This is a genomic window from Saccharopolyspora sp. NPDC045941 (assembly GCF_056431445.1).
The window spans coordinates 23,753-44,635 of the sequence record NZ_JBWKKU010000015.1; the positions used below are offsets into that span (position 1 = coordinate 23,753).

Annotated in this window: 15 protein-coding genes; 11 read left to right on the plus strand and 4 right to left on the minus strand. The window is 70.0% G+C overall.

The genetic code is table 11. From position 1 onward, the window contains the following. Positions 1-137: 137 nt before the first annotated feature. From AC07FN_RS14370 to AC07FN_RS14385, 4 genes are all read left to right on the plus strand, one after another. Positions 138-1,517 carry an FAD-binding oxidoreductase gene (locus AC07FN_RS14370; RefSeq protein ID WP_478396036.1) on the plus strand — a complete coding sequence of 460 codons (1,380 nt, stop codon included), beginning with the start codon at positions 138-140 and terminating at the stop codon, positions 1,515-1,517. 19 nt (positions 1,518-1,536) lie between these two features. Continuing rightward, positions 1,537-2,766 carry a class I SAM-dependent methyltransferase gene (locus AC07FN_RS14375; protein WP_478396037.1) on the plus strand — a complete coding sequence of 410 codons (1,230 nt, stop codon included), beginning with the start codon at positions 1,537-1,539 and terminating at the stop codon, positions 2,764-2,766. 159 nt (positions 2,767-2,925) lie between these two features. Then, complete coding sequence (locus AC07FN_RS14380) at positions 2,926-3,408, plus strand: VOC family protein (RefSeq protein ID WP_478396038.1); 483 nt, start codon at positions 2,926-2,928, stop codon at positions 3,406-3,408. Between the two features lie 78 nt (positions 3,409-3,486). Continuing rightward, positions 3,487-7,374 carry a tetratricopeptide repeat protein gene (locus AC07FN_RS14385; RefSeq protein ID WP_478396039.1) on the plus strand — a complete coding sequence of 1,296 codons (3,888 nt, stop codon included), beginning with the start codon at positions 3,487-3,489 and terminating at the stop codon, positions 7,372-7,374. Here AC07FN_RS14385 and AC07FN_RS14390 read toward each other — a convergent pair whose 3' ends face one another. Next, on the minus strand, positions 7,375-8,784 hold the full coding sequence (locus AC07FN_RS14390; RefSeq protein WP_478396040.1) for a lipase maturation factor family protein: 1,410 nt from the start codon (positions 8,782-8,784) through the stop codon (positions 7,375-7,377). A 64-nt stretch (positions 8,785-8,848) separates the two neighbouring features. Here AC07FN_RS14390 and AC07FN_RS14395 point away from each other — a divergent pair, with 64 nt between their 5' ends. The 3 genes from AC07FN_RS14395 (at position 8,849) to AC07FN_RS14405 (ending at position 10,931) form a co-directional block, all read left to right on the plus strand. After that, a complete protein-coding gene (locus AC07FN_RS14395; RefSeq protein WP_478396041.1) occupies positions 8,849-9,673 on the plus strand; it encodes a putative RNA methyltransferase in 825 nt (274 codons plus the stop codon). A gap of 57 nt (positions 9,674-9,730) precedes the next feature. Then, on the plus strand, positions 9,731-9,874 hold the full coding sequence (locus tag AC07FN_RS14400) for a hypothetical protein (protein WP_478396042.1): 144 nt from the start codon (positions 9,731-9,733) through the stop codon (positions 9,872-9,874). 94 nt (positions 9,875-9,968) lie between these two features. Further along, complete coding sequence (locus AC07FN_RS14405) at positions 9,969-10,931, plus strand: pentapeptide repeat-containing protein (protein ID WP_478396043.1); 963 nt, start codon at positions 9,969-9,971, stop codon at positions 10,929-10,931. Positions 10,932-11,017: 86 nt separating this feature from the next. On the opposite strand, the gene AC07FN_RS14410 is transcribed toward AC07FN_RS14405, so the two are convergent. Together AC07FN_RS14410 and AC07FN_RS14415 are read right to left on the minus strand one after the other, a co-directional pair. After that, positions 11,018-12,478, minus strand: coding sequence for an aldehyde dehydrogenase (NADP(+)) (locus AC07FN_RS14410; RefSeq protein ID WP_478396044.1), 1,461 nt, complete (start codon positions 12,476-12,478; stop codon positions 11,018-11,020). Between the two features lie 153 nt (positions 12,479-12,631). Next, on the minus strand, positions 12,632-13,981 hold the full coding sequence (locus tag AC07FN_RS14415; protein WP_478396045.1) for an FAD-dependent oxidoreductase: 1,350 nt from the start codon (positions 13,979-13,981) through the stop codon (positions 12,632-12,634). A 343-nt stretch (positions 13,982-14,324) separates the two neighbouring features. Between AC07FN_RS14415 and AC07FN_RS14420 the strand changes: the two genes are divergently transcribed. The 4 genes from AC07FN_RS14420 to AC07FN_RS14435 all read left to right on the plus strand — a co-directional run bounded on the left by AC07FN_RS14420 (position 14,325) and on the right by AC07FN_RS14435 (position 20,114). Next, a complete protein-coding gene (locus tag AC07FN_RS14420; RefSeq protein WP_478396046.1) occupies positions 14,325-15,131 on the plus strand; it encodes an SAM-dependent methyltransferase in 807 nt (268 codons plus the stop codon). A gap of 5 nt (positions 15,132-15,136) precedes the next feature. Then, complete coding sequence (locus tag AC07FN_RS14425; RefSeq protein WP_478396047.1) at positions 15,137-17,251, plus strand: putative bifunctional diguanylate cyclase/phosphodiesterase; 2,115 nt, start codon at positions 15,137-15,139, stop codon at positions 17,249-17,251. Positions 17,252-17,526: 275 nt separating this feature from the next. Then, complete coding sequence (thrS, locus tag AC07FN_RS14430) at positions 17,527-19,542, plus strand: threonine--tRNA ligase (protein ID WP_478396135.1); 2,016 nt, start codon at positions 17,527-17,529, stop codon at positions 19,540-19,542. Further along, a complete protein-coding gene (locus AC07FN_RS14435) occupies positions 19,539-20,114 on the plus strand; it encodes an HIT family protein (protein ID WP_478396048.1) in 576 nt (191 codons plus the stop codon). Before thrS ends, AC07FN_RS14435 begins: the two co-directional genes overlap by 4 nt. Before the next feature lie 125 nt (positions 20,115-20,239). On the opposite strand, the gene AC07FN_RS14440 is transcribed toward AC07FN_RS14435, so the two are convergent. Further along, positions 20,240-20,767, minus strand: coding sequence for a YceI family protein (locus AC07FN_RS14440; protein ID WP_478396049.1), 528 nt, complete (start codon positions 20,765-20,767; stop codon positions 20,240-20,242). Between the last annotated feature and the right edge of the window lie 116 nt (positions 20,768-20,883).

The following is a 20,883-nucleotide window of genomic DNA, read 5'->3' on the forward strand; positions in this document are numbered from 1 at the left end:
CCTGGCCTTTTGCGATCTCCGCTGGTCGGCGGCCTCGTTCCGGCCGGGTCGATTTGGCCTCTTTGTCCGCGTTTCGGTCGTGTTCGCGCCGCGTAAAGCGGGATGCCCGCGGGCTTGACCGGCAATAGAGTCGGGATATGGCCGATCGGGGAACAGTCGCGGCAGGAAGCCATTCCGACGAAGTATCCGCTCTGGTGGCGCGGTACGGCCGGTTGCCGGCCGGCGCGCCGGTGCGCCTGGCCAAGCCGACCTCGAACCTGTTCCGCTTCCGCGCGCCGTCGCAGGGGCCGGGGCTGGACGTCGGGCGGTTCAACCGGGTGCTGGAAGTGGATTCCGCCGGGCGCACCGCGCAGGTGCAGGGCATGGCGACCTACGAGAGCATCGTCGACGCGCTGCTGCCGTCCGGGCACATGCCGTTCGTGGTGCCCCAGCTCAAGACGATCACGCTGGGCGGCGCGGTCGCCGGGCTGGGCATCGAGTCCACCTCCTTCCGCAACGGCCTCCCGCACGAATCCGTGCGGGAGATGGAGATCCTCACGGGTTCCGGCGAGGTCGTCCGGGCCCGCCCGGACAACGAGCACGCCGACCTGTTCCGCGGATTCCCCAATTCCTACGGCACGCTCGGCTACGCGCTGCGGCTGGAGATCGAGCTGGAGCAGGTCAAGCCGTACGTCCGGCTGCGGCACGTGCGCTTCGGCTCCGCGCAGGAGTGCGCCGCCGCGATCGCCGAGATCTGCCGCGACCGCAGCTACGACGGGGAGCCCGTCGACTTCCTCGACGGCACCGTGTTCGGCGCCCGCGAGCAGTACCTGACACTCGGGTCCTATGTGGACAAGGCGCCGTTCGCCAGCGACTACACCGGCCAGCAGATCTACTACCGGTCCATCCAGCAGCGGCAGGTCGACTACCTGGGCATCCGCGACTACCTGTGGCGCTGGGACACCGACTGGTTCTGGTGCTCCCGCGCGCTCGGCGCGCAGCACCCGCTCGTCCGCCGGTTCTGGCCGCGGCAGTACCGCCGCTCCGACGTGTACCGCCGGATCGTGGCCTGGGACCGCCGCCACGCGGTCACCGACCGGATCGCGACGCTGCAGGGCAAGGGGCTCAACGAGCCGGTGATCCAAGACGTGGAGATCCCGGTCGAGCGGCTGCCGGAGTTCCTGGAGTTCTTCCACCGCGACATCGGAATCGCCCCCGTGTGGTTGTGCCCGGTGCAACTGCGCGATGACAAGGGCTGGCCGCTGTACCCGATGGATCCCGATGCGCTGTACGTCAACGTCGGCTTCTGGGCCACGGTGCCGCTGCGGCGCGGCGAGGCGCCGGGCCGGTTCAACCGGGCCATCGAGCGCGCGGTGACCGAGCTCGACGGGCACAAGTCGCTGTACTCCGACTCCTACTTCGAGGAAGCGGAGTTCTGGCAGCTCTACAACCGCCCCGCCTACCAGCAGCTGAAGGAGCGCTACGACCCGCAGGGCCGGCTTCCCGGCCTCTACGAGAAATGCGTGGGGAAAAAGTGAGCAGGAAGGAGATCCGCTGATGGGCTGGGCAGAGGTGTTCGCGCGCATCCTCGGAAGCGACCTCTCGGTGGAGATCCGCGCGTTCGACGGCAGCCGCGCCGGACGACCAGGGGCGGACGTGTGCGTGGAAATCCGTTCACCGCTGGCGCTTTCGCATCTCGCCGCCGCGCCGGGCGAGCTCGGCCTGGCGCGCGCCTACGTCACCGGGGCGATCGAGGTGCACGGCGACATGTACACCGCGCTGGCGGCGTTCCCGTCCGTCGCACTCAACGACATCCCGCCGAGCCTGCGCCGCGAGCTGGCGGTGAAGCTCGTCGGATACCGGCTGTGGTGGCCGGTGCGCCCGCCGGCGGTCGAGCACCGCCCGCGCGGCTGGCGGCACTCGAAGCGCCGCGACAGCACGTCGATCGCGTACCACTACGACGTGTCCAACCGGTTCTACGAATGGGTGCTGGGCCCGTCGATGGCCTACACCTGCGCCGTCTACCCCGAGCAGACGTCCACTTTGGAGGAAGCGCAGTTCACCAAGCACGACCTGGTGGCGCGCAAGCTCGGCCTGCAGGAGGGCATGCGGCTGCTGGACGTCGGCTGCGGCTGGGGCGGCATGGTGATGCACGCGGCCGAGCACTACGGCGTGCGCGCGCTCGGCGTGACGCTGTCGCGGCAGCAGGCGCAGTGGGCGCAGAAGGCCATCGCCGAACGCGGCCTGGCGGACCTCGCCGAGGTGCGCTACCTGGACTACCGCGACGTCGCCGAGACCGGCTTCGACGCGGTCAGCTCGATCGGGCTCACGGAGCACATCGGCCTGGCGCAGCTGCCGGGCTACTTCTCGCTGCTGGCGAGCAAGCTGCGTCCCGGCGGGCGGCTGCTCAACCACTGCATCACCCGGCCGGACGGCAGCCACGGCTCGCGGCCCGGGAAGTTCATCGGTCGCTACGTGTTCCCCGACGGCGAGCTGGAGCCGGTGGGCACGCTGGTGTCGGCGATGAACGACAACGGCTTCGAGGTGCGCCACGAGGAGAACCTCCGGGAGCACTACGCGCTGACGCTGGCCGGCTGGTGCACGAACCTGGAGGAGCACTGGGACGAGGCGGTCGCGGAGGCCGGGCTCGACCGGGCACGCGTGTGGCGGCTCTACATGGCCGCCTGCCGGCTGGGCTTCGAGCGCAACATCGTCCAGCTCCACCAGGTCCTCGGCGTCCGTCTGGACGACACCGACGCGCACTACCCGCTCCGCCCGGCCTGGTAAGCATCGTTTCCACTGTTCAGGGCCCATGTGTGCGTTGCGCTGCTACGGCGGCGCAAAGTACGCACGGGCCCTGAACCGCGTCCCGGGCGATGAGTTCTGCCGCGGTCGCCGGTCTACCCGTCCGCAGCCAGCATGGTGGCGACGGGACGGGAGACGGGCATGTACGAGATCAAGCAGAAGATCATCACCAACCTCTGGTTCGACACCCAGGCCGAGGAAGCCGCGCAGCACTACGTCGGCATCTTCGACGACTCGCGCATCGTGCGCGTCCAGCGCTACGGCGACGCGGGGCCGGGCGAGCCGGGAACGGTCATGACCGTGCTGTTCGAGCTGGCCGGGCAGCAGTTCGTGGGCATCAACGGCGGCCCGGAGTTCAAGTTCACCGAGGCGATCTCGTTGGAGGTCCTGTGCGACTCGCAGGACGAGGTGGACCGGCTGTGGCAGCGGCTCGGCGAGGGCGGCGAGCCCGGCCCCTGCGGCTGGCTGAAGGACAAGTACGGCCTGTCCTGGCAGATCGTCCCGCGCCGCCTGTACGAACTGATCGCCGACCAGGACGAGACCAAGGCGCAGCGCGCGATGAAGGCGATGCTGAGCATGGGCAAGCTCGACATCGCGGCCCTGGAAGCCGCCGCCGAGGGCTGACCCCGCCGATCCGCGCATTCCTCCCCCGGAATGGTGTTCGCTGCTGGCAAACTGCCGGTGGCCGACACGAGGTGAGGGATGAGCGAGATTTCCGGGGAAGTGCGCGATCTCAGCGACATCGATCTGCTCCGGCGCCGCTGCGAGTTCGACGCGGCGCAGCAGGCCGCCGACGCGGCCCTCGCCTTGGCGGACAGCGCCGAACTGCGCATCCTGCGGGGCCGGGTGGCGCTGGACCGGATCGCCGTCGGAACGGCGTTGATCGAGTTCGAGCGGGCGCTCGAACTCGACCCGGATTCCGAACGCGCGCACGCCTGGCGCATCGCGGCGTTGGCACGCGACTACCGCTACGACCAGGCGCTGGAATTCGCCGAATCCGGGATCGAGCGCTTCCCGGACGGCGTGGTCGTCCGCGTGGCGCTCGGGCGCCTGCTCGTGGCGATGGAGCGCCCGGACGACGCGATGCGGCACCTGGAGAAGGCACTCGCGATCGCCCCGGATGACGTCAACGCCATCGAATGGCGATGCCTGGCATTGCACGCGGCCGGCGAGCTCGACGCCGCCGTGGCGGCGATGCGCGAAGCGCTGCGACGGCTCCCCGACGAGGCGGATCTCCTGGATTCGCTGGCTTACCTGGAGATCGAGCAGCTCGGCTACGAGTCGGGGTTGCGCACCCTCGACCGCGCGCTCGAAGCGGACCCGTGGCACGCGCTCGCGCACGAGCGCAAGATCTCGCACCTGAGGGTGCTGACCAGGTTCGATGCGGCCGAACAAGCGGCCGTCGAAGCGCTCGCCCGGCTTCCGCGCTCGCCGGACCTGCTGATCGAGCACGCCCTGATCGCTAGCCGGCGAGGCCAGGACGAACTGGCCGTCGAGCGCATCGAGCGGGCGGTCGCGGTCGCCGCGGGCAACCCGCTCGTCGCGGACTGGCACGCGACGTTCCTCCGGGACGCGAAGCGGACCGAAGACGCCGAAACCGTCCTAGACGCGGCCATGGCCGTGAACCCGGAATCGCCCCGGCTGCTCCTGGAACTCGCGTGGCTGCGCACCTCCCAGGGCCGGCACGACGAGGCGGTCGAGTTGGCGCGGACCGCGGTGCGGATCGATCCGTACCGGAGGTACGCCCGCACTGTGGAGATCGGCGTGCTGCGCGGCGCGGGCCGGTTGGAGGACGCCGAGAAGGCGGCCCGGTCCGCACTGCGGCAGTTCCGCTCCGGCGAAGACATCCGGCTCGATCTGGTCAACGTGCTCGGTTCGCAGGGCCGGAACGAGGAGGCGTTGCAGGAGTGCCTGCACTTCCTGGACGACTGCCCGTACGACCTCGATCTGATCTTCGCCAGGTGCAACCTGCTTGACCGGCTGCGCCGCCACGACGAAGAGCTGGCCGCGGCGCAGGACGCGCAGCGCCGGTTCCCCGACGTACCGGCACTGCGCTACCTGGTAGGCCGGATCCACCGGTCCCGGGCGGACTACGACACCGCGCTCCAGTGGGTGGAGCGCACTCTCGACGTGGCGCCTGCCCATGTCGACGCACTGGAATCGAGGGCGTTGATCCTCCGCCTGATCAGGCGGTTCGACCAAGCCGAAGCGGCCGCCCGGGCGGGCTTGCGCAAGGTGCCGACCGCCCCCGAACTGCACGAGGAACTGTCCCTGGCCTTGTCTTGCCAGGGCCGGTACGAGGACGCGGTCGCCGCGCTGGAGGACGGCCTCAAGGCATGCGGTGAGACGTGGTACCTGTGCGAGGCACTGATCGCGGAGTACACCCGGCAGGGTCGTCACGAGGAGGCCCTCCAGACAGCCGATCGTGCCTTGCGGCTGGATCCCGGGAACGTGTCGGCCCTGTTGGAGCGCTTCGACGCACTGGTGGAGCTGCGCCGGTTCGACGAGGTCGACGCCCTCGCCGCCCGGCTGGCCGCGGAGTTCGGCGAGGACGAGGACGTCATCCGGAAACTCGGTTGGCGGGAGTTGGTCCTCGGCCGTGTCGATGCGGCGATCGAGTTCTTCCGCCGCAACCGTGACGGCGACAGTCCGATGGTCGCAGTGCAGGACGAGGTCAAGGCGCTGCGCATCGCCGATCGTTACGACGAGGCCGCCGCGTTGCTGCGCGAGGAGTTGGCGCAGGATCCGGAATCCCGGTTCCTCCTGCTGGAACTGAGCCGGACGTTCCGCCAGGCCGGCCGGTTCGAGGACGCCCTTCAGCTGGCACGCCGGGCGCAGCGGGTGGAGCCGCACTCCCGGGTCGCGGTGTGGGACGAGATCATCGCCCTGCAGCGGATGCGCCTGGCCGCGGAGGCCGAAGCGGCCACGCTGGCCGCGATCGAGCGATTCCCCCACGACCTGGACTTCCCGCGGCTGCTGAGCGAGATCTACGCCGACACCAACCGTCCGGAGCAGGCGCTGTCCTGTTTGGACAAGATCCTGGCGGTCAGCCCGTACAGCTCGGACGCCGTCGTGCTGAAGGCCGGTGTGCTGCGCAAGCAGCGCAGGTATCGCGAAGCGGAGCGCGTCGTCCTCGGCTACCTGCGGCGATATCCGCGTGACCGGTCGTTGCTGGTCGAGCTGGGCTGGATCCAGCTCGCGCAACGGCGTTTCACCGAGGCGGAGAAGCATTTCTCCGGGCTGCTCGGCGACGCGTTCAGGCCAGGCGAGCGGATCAACTCGCTCCTGGGCTTGGGCTGGGTCGCGTTGCACGGCAACGACACCCAGAAGGCGCAACGGCATTTCCGGGCGGCGCTGGAGATCGACCCGCGCGACGACGAGGTCAGGCTTTCGCTGGCCGCCGCCCTGCTGCGCGATGTGGGAACAGCGCAGCACGACGAGGTGGAGCGGTTGTGCCTCGGCGTTCTGGAAGACGACCCGTGCGACGACGAGGCGCATGCGCTGCTGGGCGTGCTGAACTTCCGGCGCGGCAACCACGCCGCCGCCGAACACCACCTGCGCACCGCCGTCGAACTCGTCCCCGGCGGCGGTCCCATCGTCGACCTGGCCGCGCTGTACAGCCAGCTCGGGCGCTTCGACGAGGCGGAGAAGCTGCTGGACCAGGCCGTCGAGCGGGACTGGTACGACGTGCAGGCGCACATCGAGCTGGGCAACGTCTACCTCCAGCGAGACGTCGACACCGGAGAGCCGGGCGAGTGGGCCGGGCAGGCGGCGCAGCAGTTCCGCCAGGCGACGGTCCTGGCTCCGGGCAACGGGACGGCCGTGATCGGCCTGACCCGCTCGGTGGTGCGGTCCTCCGGTGACCTGGTGAGCGCGGAGGAGCCGCTGCGCTACGCGCTCGACCGGTCGGACTGCGACCTGCCGAAATGGCGCCTGCAGGTCGAGCTGGCCCGGCTGCTGGTGCAGCGCGGCGACGCGACCGGCAGCGAGGACCTCTACCTGGAGGCGCTGGCGGTCGCCCGGGAGGCGATCGGCTCGGCTTCGGACCAGGCCGAACCGCACTTCGTGGCGGGTGTTGCCGCGTACAAGATCGGGGAGAGCGGCGACGTGCAGCTCTCGTCGCTGCACTTCCGCCGGGCGATGCGCTACCTGCGCCGGGTGGAGAAGTTCGACAGCCGGAACTCCGAGGCGCACCGGGTCCGGGTGCTCGCGCAGCAGCGCATCCGGCGGGCCCGCTCCAGCGTGGTCGGCAGCACCGCGCTGATCACCGTGTCGCTGGTCGTGCTGGCCATGCTCTGGAGCGCGTTCTTCCTGCGGTACCAGGTGCCGACCGTACTGCTCGGCACCTTGACGCCGGTGCTCGTCGCGATGGTGGCGATCGGTTTCCTGCTGCCGCTGCTGGTCCGGCTGAAGCTGCCCGGCGGCCTGGAGGCCGATCTTTCCGCGAGCCTGCACCAGGTTTCCTCCGGACCGACCGGCGAGGTCACCCTCGGCTCCGGGCGCTACGGGAGCCGGCCCAACGAACAGGCGCGGTCCCGCCCGGCATCGCTGAGCGAAGGCCCGCGCGGCGAACTCTCCGGCCGCAGCTGACTACTCCAGGTCCTCCAGGGTCAGGGGCGGGACGAAGTCGCCGATGCGGCTGCGGATCCAGAACGCGCCCGTTTCGCGGCGCTCGGCACGGGTCGCGAAGCGGTAGCGGTAGAACTGGGCCCGGACCAGCCGCGGCGGCGAATCCGGGAACGGGTTGTGCCGCAGCAGCCGGAGCACGTGCTCTTCGTTGCGCAGCAACGCTTTCACCAGGTTCGGCAGCCAGGACCGGCCGTAGCTGGGGGAGATCGCGAGGAACCACATCAGCCAGTCCAGGCGGAGGTGGTACGGCGCCACCTGCGGCGGCCGCCGGTGCGGGTCGCCGGGCTTGCCCTTGAACTCGTACGCCAGCCACTCGCCGTCCGCGGCCGCGCCCTCGATGATCACCTCGTAGCGGGTGCGCGTGACGCTGCCGAACGCGCCGTAGGTGTTGCCCAGGTGCAGCCTGTTGAAGCTGCGGTTCATCACCTGCCGCTGCCCCAGCATGTTCCGCACCGGCCAGTAGCTGAGGACGACGAACACCACCGCGACGACGAGCACCGCGGCCACGAACCACGGTGGCGGCGCGGTCGGCGGCGGCGGTTCCGGCGTCACCCAGCGCAGCAGCCACGAGCCCATCGCCGAGAAGGCCAGCGTGATGGTCAGCCAGTTCAGCCACGCGAAGTTGCCGCTGAGCACCAGCCAGCCCTGCGTGGCCACGACGACCAGCGCGGCCACCGTGGCGGCCGGCTGCGGCGCGAACAGCACGAACGGCACCACCAGCTGCGTGCCGTGGTTGGCCGCGACCTCGACCTTGTGCAGCCGGCGCGGCAGCCAGTGGAACCAGCGGCTGAGCGGGCCGGGCATCGGCTGCGTCTCGTGGTGGTAGTACAGCGCGGTGAAATCGCGCCAGCAGGCGTCGCCGCGCAGCTTGATCAGCCCGGCGCCGAACTCCACGCGGAACAGCAGCCAGGTGAGCAGCCACAGCACCGGCGCGGGCGGCGCGAGGGAACCGGGCCCGAGGAAGATCGCCAGGAATCCGGCCTCCAGCAGCAGCGATTCCCAGCCGAAGGAGTACCAGACCTGCCCGACGTTGACGATCGACAGGTACATCAGCCACAACACCAGCCACAGCACGATCCACACCCACAGCGGCGCGAAGTCGACGACCAGCGCCAGCACGCTGCCGGCGATCCCGGCCCAGCACACGCCCGCGAAGAACCGGTCGGAGTAGTGCAGGTGGAACAGGCTCGGCGCGCCACGGAACGGCACGCGCGCCAGGTACCGGGGGATCGGCGTGAGGCCGCGTTCGCCCAGCAGGCCGCGGAACTGGCGCAGCGCGCAGGCGAAGGCCACCAGGTATCCGACCGCGAGGAGGTGCTGCACCGCGAACCGCGCGGCCCAGTAGTCGGGAGCCGAGAACCAGTCCCACATCCTCCCCACCATCCCTGCCGGGGGACGGCTCCTAGAATCTCGTACCGAACGTGTGGAGGCGAGCTTGCTGGACGACGTGGTGGCGGTGCTGGCCTGTCCGCACTGCGGTGCGGACCTGAACAGGGCCGGGAACAGCCTGCGCTGCGCGGCGAACCACGTGTTCGACATCGCGCGCCAGGGCTACGTGAGCCTGCTGCCAGGCGGCACGAAGGTCGTCGGTGACACAGCGGCGATGGTCGCGGCGCGAGCGGAGTTCCTCGAAGCGGGTCACTACGCCCCGATCGCCGACGCGGTGGCATCGGCGGTGGCCCCGCTCGACGGCTGCGTCGTGGACATCGGCGCCGGTACGGGTTACTACCTCGCCCGGGCCCTGGCGGATTCGGACCGGGTCGGGGTCGCGCTGGACGTCTCCAAGTACGCCTGCCGCCGCGCGGCGAAGGCCCACCCGCGCATGGGCGCTGCGGTGGCCGACGTATGGCAAGCGCTGCCGCTGCGCAGCGGCGCGACGTCGGCGGTGCTGAACGTCTTCGCGCCGCGCAACGCGGCGGAGATGCACCGCGTGCTGCGCCCCGGCGGCCGGCTGGTGGTGGTCGTCCCGAACCCGGGCCACCTCGGCGACCTGGTGTCGGCGCTCGGCCTGCTCAACGTGGACGAGCGCAAGCAGGAACGGCTCACCGAACAACTGGCCGACCACTTCGACCTGGTGTCGCAGCAGACCTGCGAGTTCAGCCTGTCCCTGAGCCCGGAAGAAGCGGAGTCGGTGGTGGCGATGGGTCCCAGCGCCTGGCACGCCGACCCCGAAGACCTGCGCGCTCGCATCGCCGACCTGCCGACGCCGCTCGCCCCGGCCGCATCGGTCACGGTCGCCCGCTACGTGCGCCGAGGCTGAGCCCCGGCGCCGTTCAGCGGTCGGGCGAAGCTCCGCCGAGGCGATCATCGCTTCGGGTTGTACTTCGCCGCCGTCGTCCCGGTCGGCGACCAGGGAGCGCCGGACGAGGACAAGCTGCACGACCTCATCGAGCAGGACTGGGCGCCAATAGAAACCCACGTCTGCTGGTCCGGCGCCGGCGAACTCGTCGATGCTCCGTGACTCGCCGACTTTCAACGGACGGCGGGAATCGTCCGATCGGGGTAACTGATCGGAAGCAGCCGTGGAGGGTTGATCAATACGACATTCTCGGATCATGGTGGATGTTCCGAGTGCTCCTGATCCGTTGCCGGTAGCCGATGCGGCGATTGTGAATCCGGATGATGCTGCCGCGACCGAGCGAAGTTCGAGGCGTCGCTGGATGCTGGGCATCGTCCTGACGACCGCCCTGAACCTCGCGGCTACGGCGACCACCATCGGTGGGTTGTGGCTGCAAGGGCGCAGCGTCGATCTGGAATACTCCAAAGCAGTCCAAGAACAGATGGCCGCCGCGCAAGAGAAGATCAGCAGTCCGGAGGTCGGCGATCAGGTAGCCGGTTTCGGATTGTTGAGCGATGTCATGCGAAACTCGCCGGAAAGACAAGGTTATGTCCTCGCGAGCGCTGAAACGTACCTCCTGGGGCAGAAGGCCGTTGCCGAGAAGATCCCGGGCCTCACGGGCAAGCTCGACTTGTACGTGGCGAACCCGGGCACACAGGCCGCAGTGGACTTGATCAGGTCCCGCAACATCGCACAGGACCCGGGTGGGCCTGGTCAACGCGCCTTCAACCTCACCGGCATGCAAGTTGGCGCGGTGCGGTTCAACGACGTGGTAATGCGCAGTACCAGGGGCTCGGGTTGTCATGGTAACTGGACCCTTTGGGACAAGGCTGACCTTAAGGACAGCGAATTCCGGGAGTGCGATTTCGAAGCGGCGCGGTTTGTCGGCGCCAAGCTGCAAGACGTCAATTTTACGGGGGCATTCCTAAACGACGCGGATTTCACCGACGCTGACCTGACCAAAGCCGATTTCGGCCGCGCGGTGTTCAATTCCAAGACGAAATTTCAGGGGGCGGATCTCAGTGGAGCCACGTTCACAGGTAAATTGGGGACGACGAACTTCGTCGGAGTGAAGTCCATCGCTGGTGCGGACTTCTCGCAGGCGAAAGAGGTTGAGCGGGCCCAAAACCTGCGAAATGCACCAGGGCATGAATACGCGCGCTGGCCCGAGTCGCCGTGATCAAGCCTGTCCGCATGCACTCCGGTCGGAGTTGCCCTTCGCCCACCGTCGAACGCGGTGGGCGAAGGGCATCCGTCCGATGTGGATTACTTGGGTTCGTGGATGGTTTGGGGGACGTTCCAGGAGTTTTCGTCGCGGAGGGCTTCCGGGAGGAGGTCCTGCGGGACGTTCTGGTACGTCACCGGGCGCAGGAAGCGGTCGATCGACGCCGTTCCCACCGAGGTGAAGCGGGCGTCCGTCGTCGCCGGGTACGGGCCGCCGTGCTGCATCGCCGGGGACACCGCCACGCCGGTCGGCCAGCCGTTGAACAGCACCCGGCCCGCGCGCTCGCGCAGGCGGCTCACCAGGGTCGCCGCGAACTCCGTGTCGTCCGGCTCGGAGTGCAGCGTCGCCGTGAGGTTGCCCTCGAACGCCTCGGCCGCGCGCCGCGCGTCGTCCTCCGAGGCGTAGATGACCACAATGGACAGCGGGCCGAAGACTTCCTCGAGCAGCGCCTCGCGATTGGCCAGGAGCGTCTCGACGTCGGTGGCCAGCAGCGTCGGCACCGCGCCGTCGTCCACGCTGCCTTCGGCCAGCACCCGCACGCCCGGCACCTCGGTGACGGCTGCCCGCCGCCCGCAGTAGCCCTCGTGCAGCCGCTCGTTGAGCAGCTTGTGCGCCGCGACGGCCTTCGACTCCGCCGCCAGCGTCTCGTCCAGGCCGTGGTCGGCGGGCAGGAACAGCAGGCCGGGCTTGGTGCACAGCTGCCCGGCGTTGCCCGAGTACGACGTCACGTAGCCCTTGGCGATCTCCTCGCCGCGGGCGCGCACCGCGCCGGGCGTGACGAACACCGGGTTCAGGCTGCCGAGCTCGCCGAAGAACGGGATCGGCGTCGGCCGCGAGTTGGCGATGTCGAACAGCGCGCGACCCGCCGGGACCGAGCCGGTGAACGCCGCGGCCTTGATCCGCGGGTCCTGCAGCGCCGCGGTGCCGACCTCGAAGCCGAGCACGACGGCGAACGCACCGTCCGGTGCGCCGGCGGAGCGCAAGGCCTCGACGATGATCTCGCCGGTGCGCACGGACAACCGCGGATGTCCGGGGTGCCCCTTGAGCACCACCGGGCAGCCCGCCGCGAGCGCCGAGGCCGTGTCGCCGCCTGCGACGGAGAACGCGAACGGGAAGTTGCTCGCCGCGAACACCAGGACCGGGCCGACGGGCTGCAGGATCCGGCGCAGATCCGGCTTGGCGCCCAACGGGAATCCGGCGTCCGCGCGGTCCAGGGTGGCCTGCAGGTAGCGGCCCTCGTCCAGGACCTCGGCGAACAGCCGCAGCTGGAACGTGGTGCGCTTGAGTTCCCCGGTCAACCGCGCCTCGGACAGGTTGGACTCGGCCATCGCCAGCGGCACCAGCTCGCCGGCTGCGGCGTCGAGCGCGTCCGCGACGGCGCGGAGCTGCCGGGCGCGGGTAGCGGGCGGCTGCGTGCCGAAGGCATCGGCGGCGTCAGCGGCTCGCTGCAGGACGGTGTCGAGTTCGGCTCGGGTGGTGTCCGGGATCTCGGTCGCGGTCAACGTGCCCATCCTTTGCGCGTTGCGAGTGGCGTCTCCCGACACCGTAGTACGGCACACAACCGGCAGGTCGCACGCCGTTCGAAATCACGGCCGGTGGAAACGCGAAGGGCGCCCCCGAGCCAGTTGCTCGGAGGCGCCCTTCAACCCGAAAGATCACTCGGCGCGGGAGATCCGCACCATCTCCTCGCGCGGCACGACCTTGACGCGCTCGCGGCCCTGGACCTCGCCCAGCGCCTTCTCGTGCGCGTCCAGGCGGCCCCAGCCCTCCCACGTCGTGTACTCCACGCCGCGCTCTTCGAGCAGCCGCAGGATGCTGTCGTTCGCCGGCTCCTCCGCCTGCGGCATCGTCGGCAGGTCGGCGAGCAGGTTGTTGATCGTCTCCAGCGCGTCGCCCTTGGTGTGGCCGATCAGGCCCACCGGTCCGCGCTTGATCCAGCCGGTCGCGTAGACGCCCGGGATGTGCTCGCCGTCCAGGTCCAGCACCCGGCCGCCGGCGTTGGGCACCGTGCCGGTGCCGTGGTCGAACGGGATGTCCGCCAGCGGCGAGCTCAGGTAGCCGACCGCGCGGTAGACCTGCTGCACCGGGTAGGTCTCGTACTCGCCGGTGCCGCGCACGTTGCCGTCACCGGTGAGCTCCATGACCTCGACCTTGAAGCCCTCGACCCGGTCGGTGCCCTGCACCTCGACCGGCGAACGCAGGAAGTGCAGATGCAGCCGCCGCGCGGTGTCGTGCTTCGGGTCCCGCAGCGCCCAGTCCTGCAGCGTCTTGACGATCGTCTTCACCTGGTTGTTGGTGCGGATCGCCTCCTCGCTGGCCTCGTCGAGCTCGAAGCCCTCGGGGTGCACGATGATCTCCACGTCGGCCTGGTGGTCGAGCTCGCGCAGTTCCAGCGGGGTGAACTTCGCCTGCGCCGGGCCGCGGCGGGCGAACAGGTGCACGTCGGTGACCCGGGAGTCCTTCAGGCCCGCGTGCACGTTCTCCGGGATTTCGGTGCTCAGCAGGTCATCGGCCTGCTTCGCCAGCACCCGGGCCACGTCCAGCGCCACGTTGCCGGCGCCGATCACGGCGACCTTCTCGCCGTCCAGCGTCCAGTCGCGCGGGGCCTCCGGATAGCCGTCGTACCAGTAGACGAAGTCGGCGGCGCCGTAGCTGTGCGTCAGGTCGATGCCCGGGATGTCCAGCGCCCGGTCCTTGTCCGCGCCGGTGGCGAAGATGATCGCGTCGTAGTGGTGGCGCAGGTCGTCCAGCTTGAGGTCCACGCCGTAGTCGACGTGTCCGACGAACCGGATCTCGGGCTTCTCCAGCACCCGGTGCAGGGCGCTGACGATGCCCTTGATGCGCGGGTGGTCGGGGGCCACGCCGTAGCGGATCAAGCCGTAGGGCGCGGGCATCCGGTCCAGCAGGTCGATCTCGACCGGCGTCTCGGACTTGGTCAGGATGTCGGCGGCGTACACGCCGGCCGGCCCGGCCCCGACGATCGCTACCCGCAGTGGGCGAGTCATTCAATCTCCTCCTACGCCCGCTCCGGGCCGAACGGGGGTCGGCCGGATGGCGGCGCTTGACTTGCTGGCCCACGACTGGGCCCGGTGGCCGTCCACCAAGACCCCACCAGCTTAGGTATCCCTTACCCCGGATCCCGCGATGCGGACGGTGACAATGGTCATACCGGTTCCGCGGGCCCAGGGATGGCAACGCTGAGTACGTGACTAGACGCCCTGGGTGACAGTAAGATCGCCGCTTGATCAACGCTCCGGTCGCGGTGACGTCGGACTCGAACGTTCCAGATGATCCTGATCACGGCCGTGCCTAGGGGCGCCGGAAGACCGACCCCTGGAGGTCCCGCGGATGCAGCGGCCGGACTGGATACCCGAAGGCGTCGACCTGGAGAAGCCCAGCGCCGCGAGGTGCTACGACTTCTACTTAGGCGGGGCGCACAACTTCGCCGTCGACCGCGAGCTCGGCCGCAAGGTGATGGAGGTCGTGCCGAACGTGCAGGAGGTTGCGGTGAACAACCGCGCGTTCCTGCGCCGCGCGGTCCGGTACTGCCTGGACCAGGGTGTGCGGCAGTTCCTGGACATCGGCTCCGGCATCCCCACCGCGGGCAACGTGCACGAGATCGCCCAGGCCGTCGACCCGGGCGCCCGCGTGGTCTACGTCGACAACGAGCCGGTCGCCGTCGCGCACAGCCGGTCGATCCTCGGCGACAACGAGAACGCCACGATCGTGCAAGCCGATCTGGTCGACGTCGAGGACGTCCTGGACGCGCCGGAGACCCGGCGGCTGCTCGACTTCTCCCAGCCCATCGCGGTCATGATGGTCGCGCTCGTGCACTTCGTCCCGGACGACAGCAAGCCCCGGGAGGTCGTCCGCCACTACTACGACCGGTTGCCGTCCGGCAGCTACCTCGGCTTCTCCCACGTCACCGGCGACCACTACCCGGAAGGCGTCCAGGGGCTGGTCGAGCTGTACAAGAGCAGCACCAACCCCGTCACCCTGCGCACCCGCGACGAGGTGGCCGGGATGCTCGACGACTTCGAGATCGTCGAGCCGGGCGTGGTCTACGTGCCCGATTGGCGCCCCGACACCGAGGACGACGTGTGGGAGAACCCGGAGCGGTCGATCGTCTACGGCGCCGTGGGGCGCAAGGTGTGACCCGGATGCCAGGTATGGGGGGACCGGCGGACGGGCAGCCGCGAGCGGACGAGGTGGTCCGGCAGTGGGCCGGCCAGATCATCAACACCAGCTACGTCCCGATGGGCCGCCGCGATCTCGAAGCCTTCCTGGGCAAGTGCTTCGAGGAACTGGTGGGCGAGCTCGACGGCGGCGGGGTGGAGGCAGCGCGCGACGTCGGTGAGCGGCTCGTCGGCGCGCACCTCACCAACTCGACGGCCCTGGCGCGCACGCTGCGGCATCTCGCCGCGGAGCTCCCGAAGTTCCGCGAGGCCGAAACGGCGAGGCTGACCGCGGTGCTCGGCGAGCTGGCCGCCGGGTACGCCGGCGCGCTGCGGGAGCAGACGCTGTGCGAGCAGGAGGTGATCCAGCGCGCCGTCTCCGACGCCCGGGACGCGGCGGAGGAGGCACTGTGCGCCAGCGAGGCGCGTTCGCGGGCGGTGTTCACGGCATCGGCGCTGGGCATCGCGATCGTCACGCTGGACGGGGTGATCGAGGAGACCAACCCGGCGTTGACGCGGATCTTCCGGCGGCCGGCGGGTGAGCTCGTCGGCGGCACGGTGTACGAGCTGGCCGACGAGGGCTGGCTGATCAAGCTCGCCGACACCGTCGCCGCGCTGGCCACGGGCGACACCGACCAGGACTTCCTGGACATCCGCTTCACCGAGCCCAACGGCTCGCACGTGTGGACCCAGCTGTCCGGGTCGCTGGTCCGCGATGCCCGCGGCGAACCGGACTACCTCGTGCTGCTCTACGAGGACATCACCGACCGCCACATGCTCCAGGAGCACTTCCGCCGGCAGGCCGTCCGGGATCCGCTGACCGGCCTGGGCAACCGCACCAAGCTGGAGTCGAGCCTGGCCGCCGCGCTGGAACCGAACCGCCCCGGCCGCCGGGTCGGGCTGTGCTACTTCGACCTCGACGGGTTCAAGGCTGTCAACGACAGCCTCGGTCACCCGATCGGCGATAGGCTGCTGCGGCAGGTCGCGCAGCGCTTCGAAGCGCTGGCCGCCGAGGCCGGTGCGGAAGCGGTGCGGATGGGCGGCGACGAGTTCGTGGTGCTGGTGCCCGACTCGTCCGGTGCCGGGCCGGTGATCGACCTGGTGGAACGCCTGCTGCGGGAGATCACCCGGCCGGTGCTGATCGGCGCGCACGAGCTCCGCGCTTCGGCCAGCGTCGGCGTCGTCGAGAGCGAGGTGGCCGGCACCGACGCCGAGGCGCTGCTGCGGGACGCCGACATCACCCTCTACCGGGCCAAGAGCGACGGTCGCGCGCAATGGGTGCTGTTCGACCCCGAGCGCAACGCCGAGGCGCGTGACCGGTTCAGGCTCTCGGCGGAGCTGCCCGCGGCCGTGGACCAGAACGAGCTGTTCGTCGAGTACGAGCCGATCTTGGACCTGCCCTCCGGCGCGCTGGCGGGCGCCGCCGCGGCCGTGCGCTGGGACCACGCGGAGTTCGGCGAGCTGGGCGACGAGCAGTTCCTCGGGCTGGCCGAGGAGACCGGGCTGATCGTCCGGCTCGGCAGCTGGGCGCTGGAGCAGGTGTGCGAGCACGCGGCGCGCTGGGTGCGGCAGCTCGGCGCGGACGCGCCGGTGCCCACGGTGAACCTGTCGCTGCGGCACTGCCGCGACCCCGAGCTCGTCGCCGACGTGCAGGAAATCCTGCGGCGCACCGGGCTGCCGCCGGGCGCGTTGGCGCTGGGGCTGCCGGAGTCGGCCCTGTTCGACCACCAGGACGACCCGGTCGACACCCTGGAGATCTTCGCCGACATGGGCATCAAGCTGGTGGTCTACGAGTTCGGCGACGACTACGCGCGGCTGGGCCGGCTGCGCGGCCTGCCGCTGGCCGGGGTGCGCATCGACGGGCCGCACCTGGCGAGCCTGGCCGCCCCGGACGGCCCGGACCCGCTGGACCGGCACCTGGTCCTCGCCGCGGTCGGCGGCGCGCAGCTGCTGGGGCTGCCGGCGCTCGCCACCGGCGTGCGCACCGAGCTGCAGGCCGACCGGCTGCGCGAGCTCGGCGTCAGCGAGGTCCAGGGCCCCTACGCGGGGGACCGCGCCTCGGCCCTGGAGATCGAGCAGCTCGTCGCGACGAGGAGCTGAACGTCGCGGGCAGCCTGCTCGGCTGCGACCGCGCTCCGCTCCTTTTCCGCCACGCGCGCAACTCGCACCGCCGCGGGTTCTCAGAAGTCGTCTGCGCGGGCAGACGTGTGCCGGGGATCGCACCGCTACCTGCGCCGCTGCGGGGAGCGGCCGAAAACGGGTCGCGACTGGCCGATAGCATCGGTATCCGAGAAGTATCCGCGCCGGTCCACGGCCGGCCCAGCCTAGGAGTGATCGTGTCCGTACAGCCTTCCCAAGCTCAACAAGCTCTCCGGGTGAAGGTTCCGGCGGGCACTACTGCGGGCGCGGCGGTCGCCGAGGCAGGGCTGCCGTCGAAGGGACCGGACGCGATCGTGGTGGTCCGCGACGCCGAGGGCGACCTGCGCGACCTCGCGTGGGCGCCGGACGCCGACGTCGAGGTGGAGGCGGTCGCCGCCGACACCGAGGACGGCCGCAGCGTCATCCGGCACTCCGCGGCGCACGTGCTGGCCCAGGCGGTGCAGAACCTCTTCCCCGACGCGAAGCTGGGCATCGGCCCGCCGGTCCGGGACGGCTTCTACTACGACTTCGACGTCGACCGCCCCTTCACCCCGGAAGACCTGCAGGCGCTGGAGAAGCGCATGAAGCAGATCATCAAGTCCGGGCAGAAGTTCGCCCGCCGCCGCCTGGAGTCGGTCGAGGCCGCCAAGGAGGAGCTGGCGAGCGAGCCGTACAAGCTGGAGCTGGTGGACATCAAGTCCGATGTGGACACCAGCGAGGTGATGGAGGTCGGCGGCGGCGAGCTGACCGTCTACGACAACATCGACCGGCACGGCGAGGTCGCCTGGGGCGACCTGTGCCGCGGCCCGCACGTGCCGCACACCCGGTTCATCCCGGCGGTCAAGCTGATGCGGGTCGCCGCCGCGTACTGGCGGGGCAACCAGAACAACCAGCAGCTGCAGCGGGTCTACGGCACGGCCTGGGAGTCCAAGGAGAAGCTCGACGAGCACCTGGAGTGGCTGGCCGAGGCCGAGCGCCGCGACCACCGGCGGCTCGGCGCGGAGCTTGACCTGTTCTCCTTCCCGGACGAGATCGGCTCCGGGCTGCCGGTGTTCCACCCCAGGGGCGGCATCATCCGGCGCGAGATGGAGGACTACTCCCGCAAGCGGCACGAGCAGGCGGGCTACGAGTTCGTCAACACCCCGCACATCACCAAGGAAACGCTGTTCAAGACCTCCGGTCACCTGGACTGGTACAAGGACGGCATGTTCCCGGCGATGCACCTCGACGAGGAGCGCGACGCCAACGGCGAGCTGCGCAAGCCGGGCGTCGACTACTACCTCAAGCCGATGAACTGCCCGTTCCACAACCTGATCTTCCGCTCGCGCGGGCGCTCCTACCGGGAGCTGCCGCTGCGGCTGTTCGAGTTCGGGTCGGTGTACCGGTACGAGAAGTCGGGCGTGGTGCACGGCCTGACCCGGGTGCGCGGCATGACGCAGGACGACGCGCACATCTACTGCACCCCGGACCAGCTGCAGGACGAGTTGAAGTCGCTGCTGGGCTTCGTGCTGGACCTGCTGCGCGACTACGGCCTGGACGACTTCTACCTGGAGCTGTCCACCCGCAACGACGAGAAGTTCGTCGGCAGCGACGAGAGCTGGGCGGTGGCCACCGAGGCGCTGCGCACCGCCGCCGAGGACTCCGGCCTGGAACTGGTGCCGGACCCGGGCGGGGCGGCGTTCTACGGTCCGAAGATCTCCGTGCAGACCAAGGACGCGCTGGGCCGCAGCTGGCAGATGTCGACCATCCAGGTCGACTACCACCTGCCGGAGCTGTTCAACCTGGAGTACACCGCGCCCGACGGCAGCAAGCAGCGCCCGATCAAGATCCACCGCGCGCTGTTCGGCTCGATCGAGCGGTTCTTCGGCGTGCTGACCGAGCACTACGCGGGCGCCTTCCCGGCCTGGCTGGCGCCGCAGCAGGTGGTCGGCATCCCGATCGCCGACGAGCACGTCGAGCACCTGCAGCGGGTGGCGAAGGCGTTGCGCGCCAAGGGAATCCGCATCGACGTCGACACCAGCGACGACCGCATGCAGAAGAAGATCCGCACCCACACCACGCAGAAGGTGCCGTTCCTGCTGCTGGCCGGCGGCAAGGACGTGGAGGCCGACGCGGTGTCGTTCCGGTTCCGCGACGGCAGCCAGATCAACGGCGTGCCGGTGGACGCCGCGGTGGCCGCGCTGGAGGACTGGATCGGGCGCCGCGAGAACGCCTCGCCGACCGCGGAGAACTTCCAGGCGGAGCGGGCGTGAGCGGAGTTCGCGGCCCGGAGGGCGTCGAGCTGACCGAGCAGTCGGGCGTCGGGGTGCCGGACGCGTTGCAGCGGTTGTGGACCCCGCACCGGATGGCCTACATCCAGGGCGAGAACAAGCCGGAGGGCGACGACAGCGACGGCTGCCCGTTCTGCCGGCTGCTCGAGTCGGGGCAGCCGGACGACGAGACGCTGATCGTCGCGCGCGACGACCTGGTCTTCGCGATCCTCAACCTGTACCCGTACAACCCGGGGCACCTGATGGTGCTGCCGTACCGGCACGTGGCCGACTACACCGAGCTAAGCGCGGCGGAGACGGTGGCGGTCGCGGAGTACACGCAGCGGGCGATGCGGGTGATCCGGCGGGTTTCCGCGCCGCACGGGTTCAACATCGGGCTCAACCAGGGGCCGGTGGCGGGGGCGGGCATCGCGGCGCACCTGCACCAGCACGTGGTGCCCCGCTGGGGCGGCGACTCGAACTTCATGCCGGTCATCGGCCACACGAAGGTGCTGCCGCAGCTGCTCGGTGAGACCCGCCGGCTGCTCACCACCGCCTGGTCCGAAGTGGACTGATCGGGTGGTCCGCAGTTTCAATTGAAACTGCGGTCCCCTCGGGTCTCGCGGTTTCAGTTGAAACTGCTCCCGAACGGCGACGGGCCGAGGACGTGATCGTCCTCGGCCCGTTGTGCCGTCGTCGCTCAGCCGCGGAGCTTGGCCTCGATGTCGAGCGTGATGGTGATCTTCTCGCCGATCATCGCGCCGCCGGCCGGGCCGACGCCGAAGTCGGTGCGGTTGAGGACCACCTTGGCCGACAGGCCCAGCAGGCCGTCCTCGGTGAAGCCGCCCAGCTCGGTCTCCAGCGACACGGGCTTGGTGACGCCGTGCAGGGTGAACTCGCCGTCGATCACGAAGTCCTCGCCGTCCTGGCGGACGCCGGTGGAGCGGAAGGTCGCGGTGGGGAACTGCTCCACGTCGAGGAAGTCGGCGTTGCGCACGTGCGCGTCGCGGTCGGCGTTGCCGGTGTTGATCGACGTGGCGTCGATGGTGGCGGTGACGGTCGACTCCAGCGGGTCGGCCGCGGTGACGATCTCGCCCTGGAACGCGCCGAACCGGCCACGGGACTTGCCGACGCCCATGTGCCGCACGGTGAACTGGATGTCCGAGTGCACGGTGTCGATGTCCCAGGTGCCCGCGACGTAGCCGGGGATCTGCGCGGTTGCGGTCATGCTGCCTCCAGGGGAGAACGAAGTGGAAATCTCATCCGAAGAACCAGATTGAAAGCTCAAGTATTCCGCCTGTGTTCGCGGTCACGGCACCCGGTTGTTCCCGCACACCTGCCGTG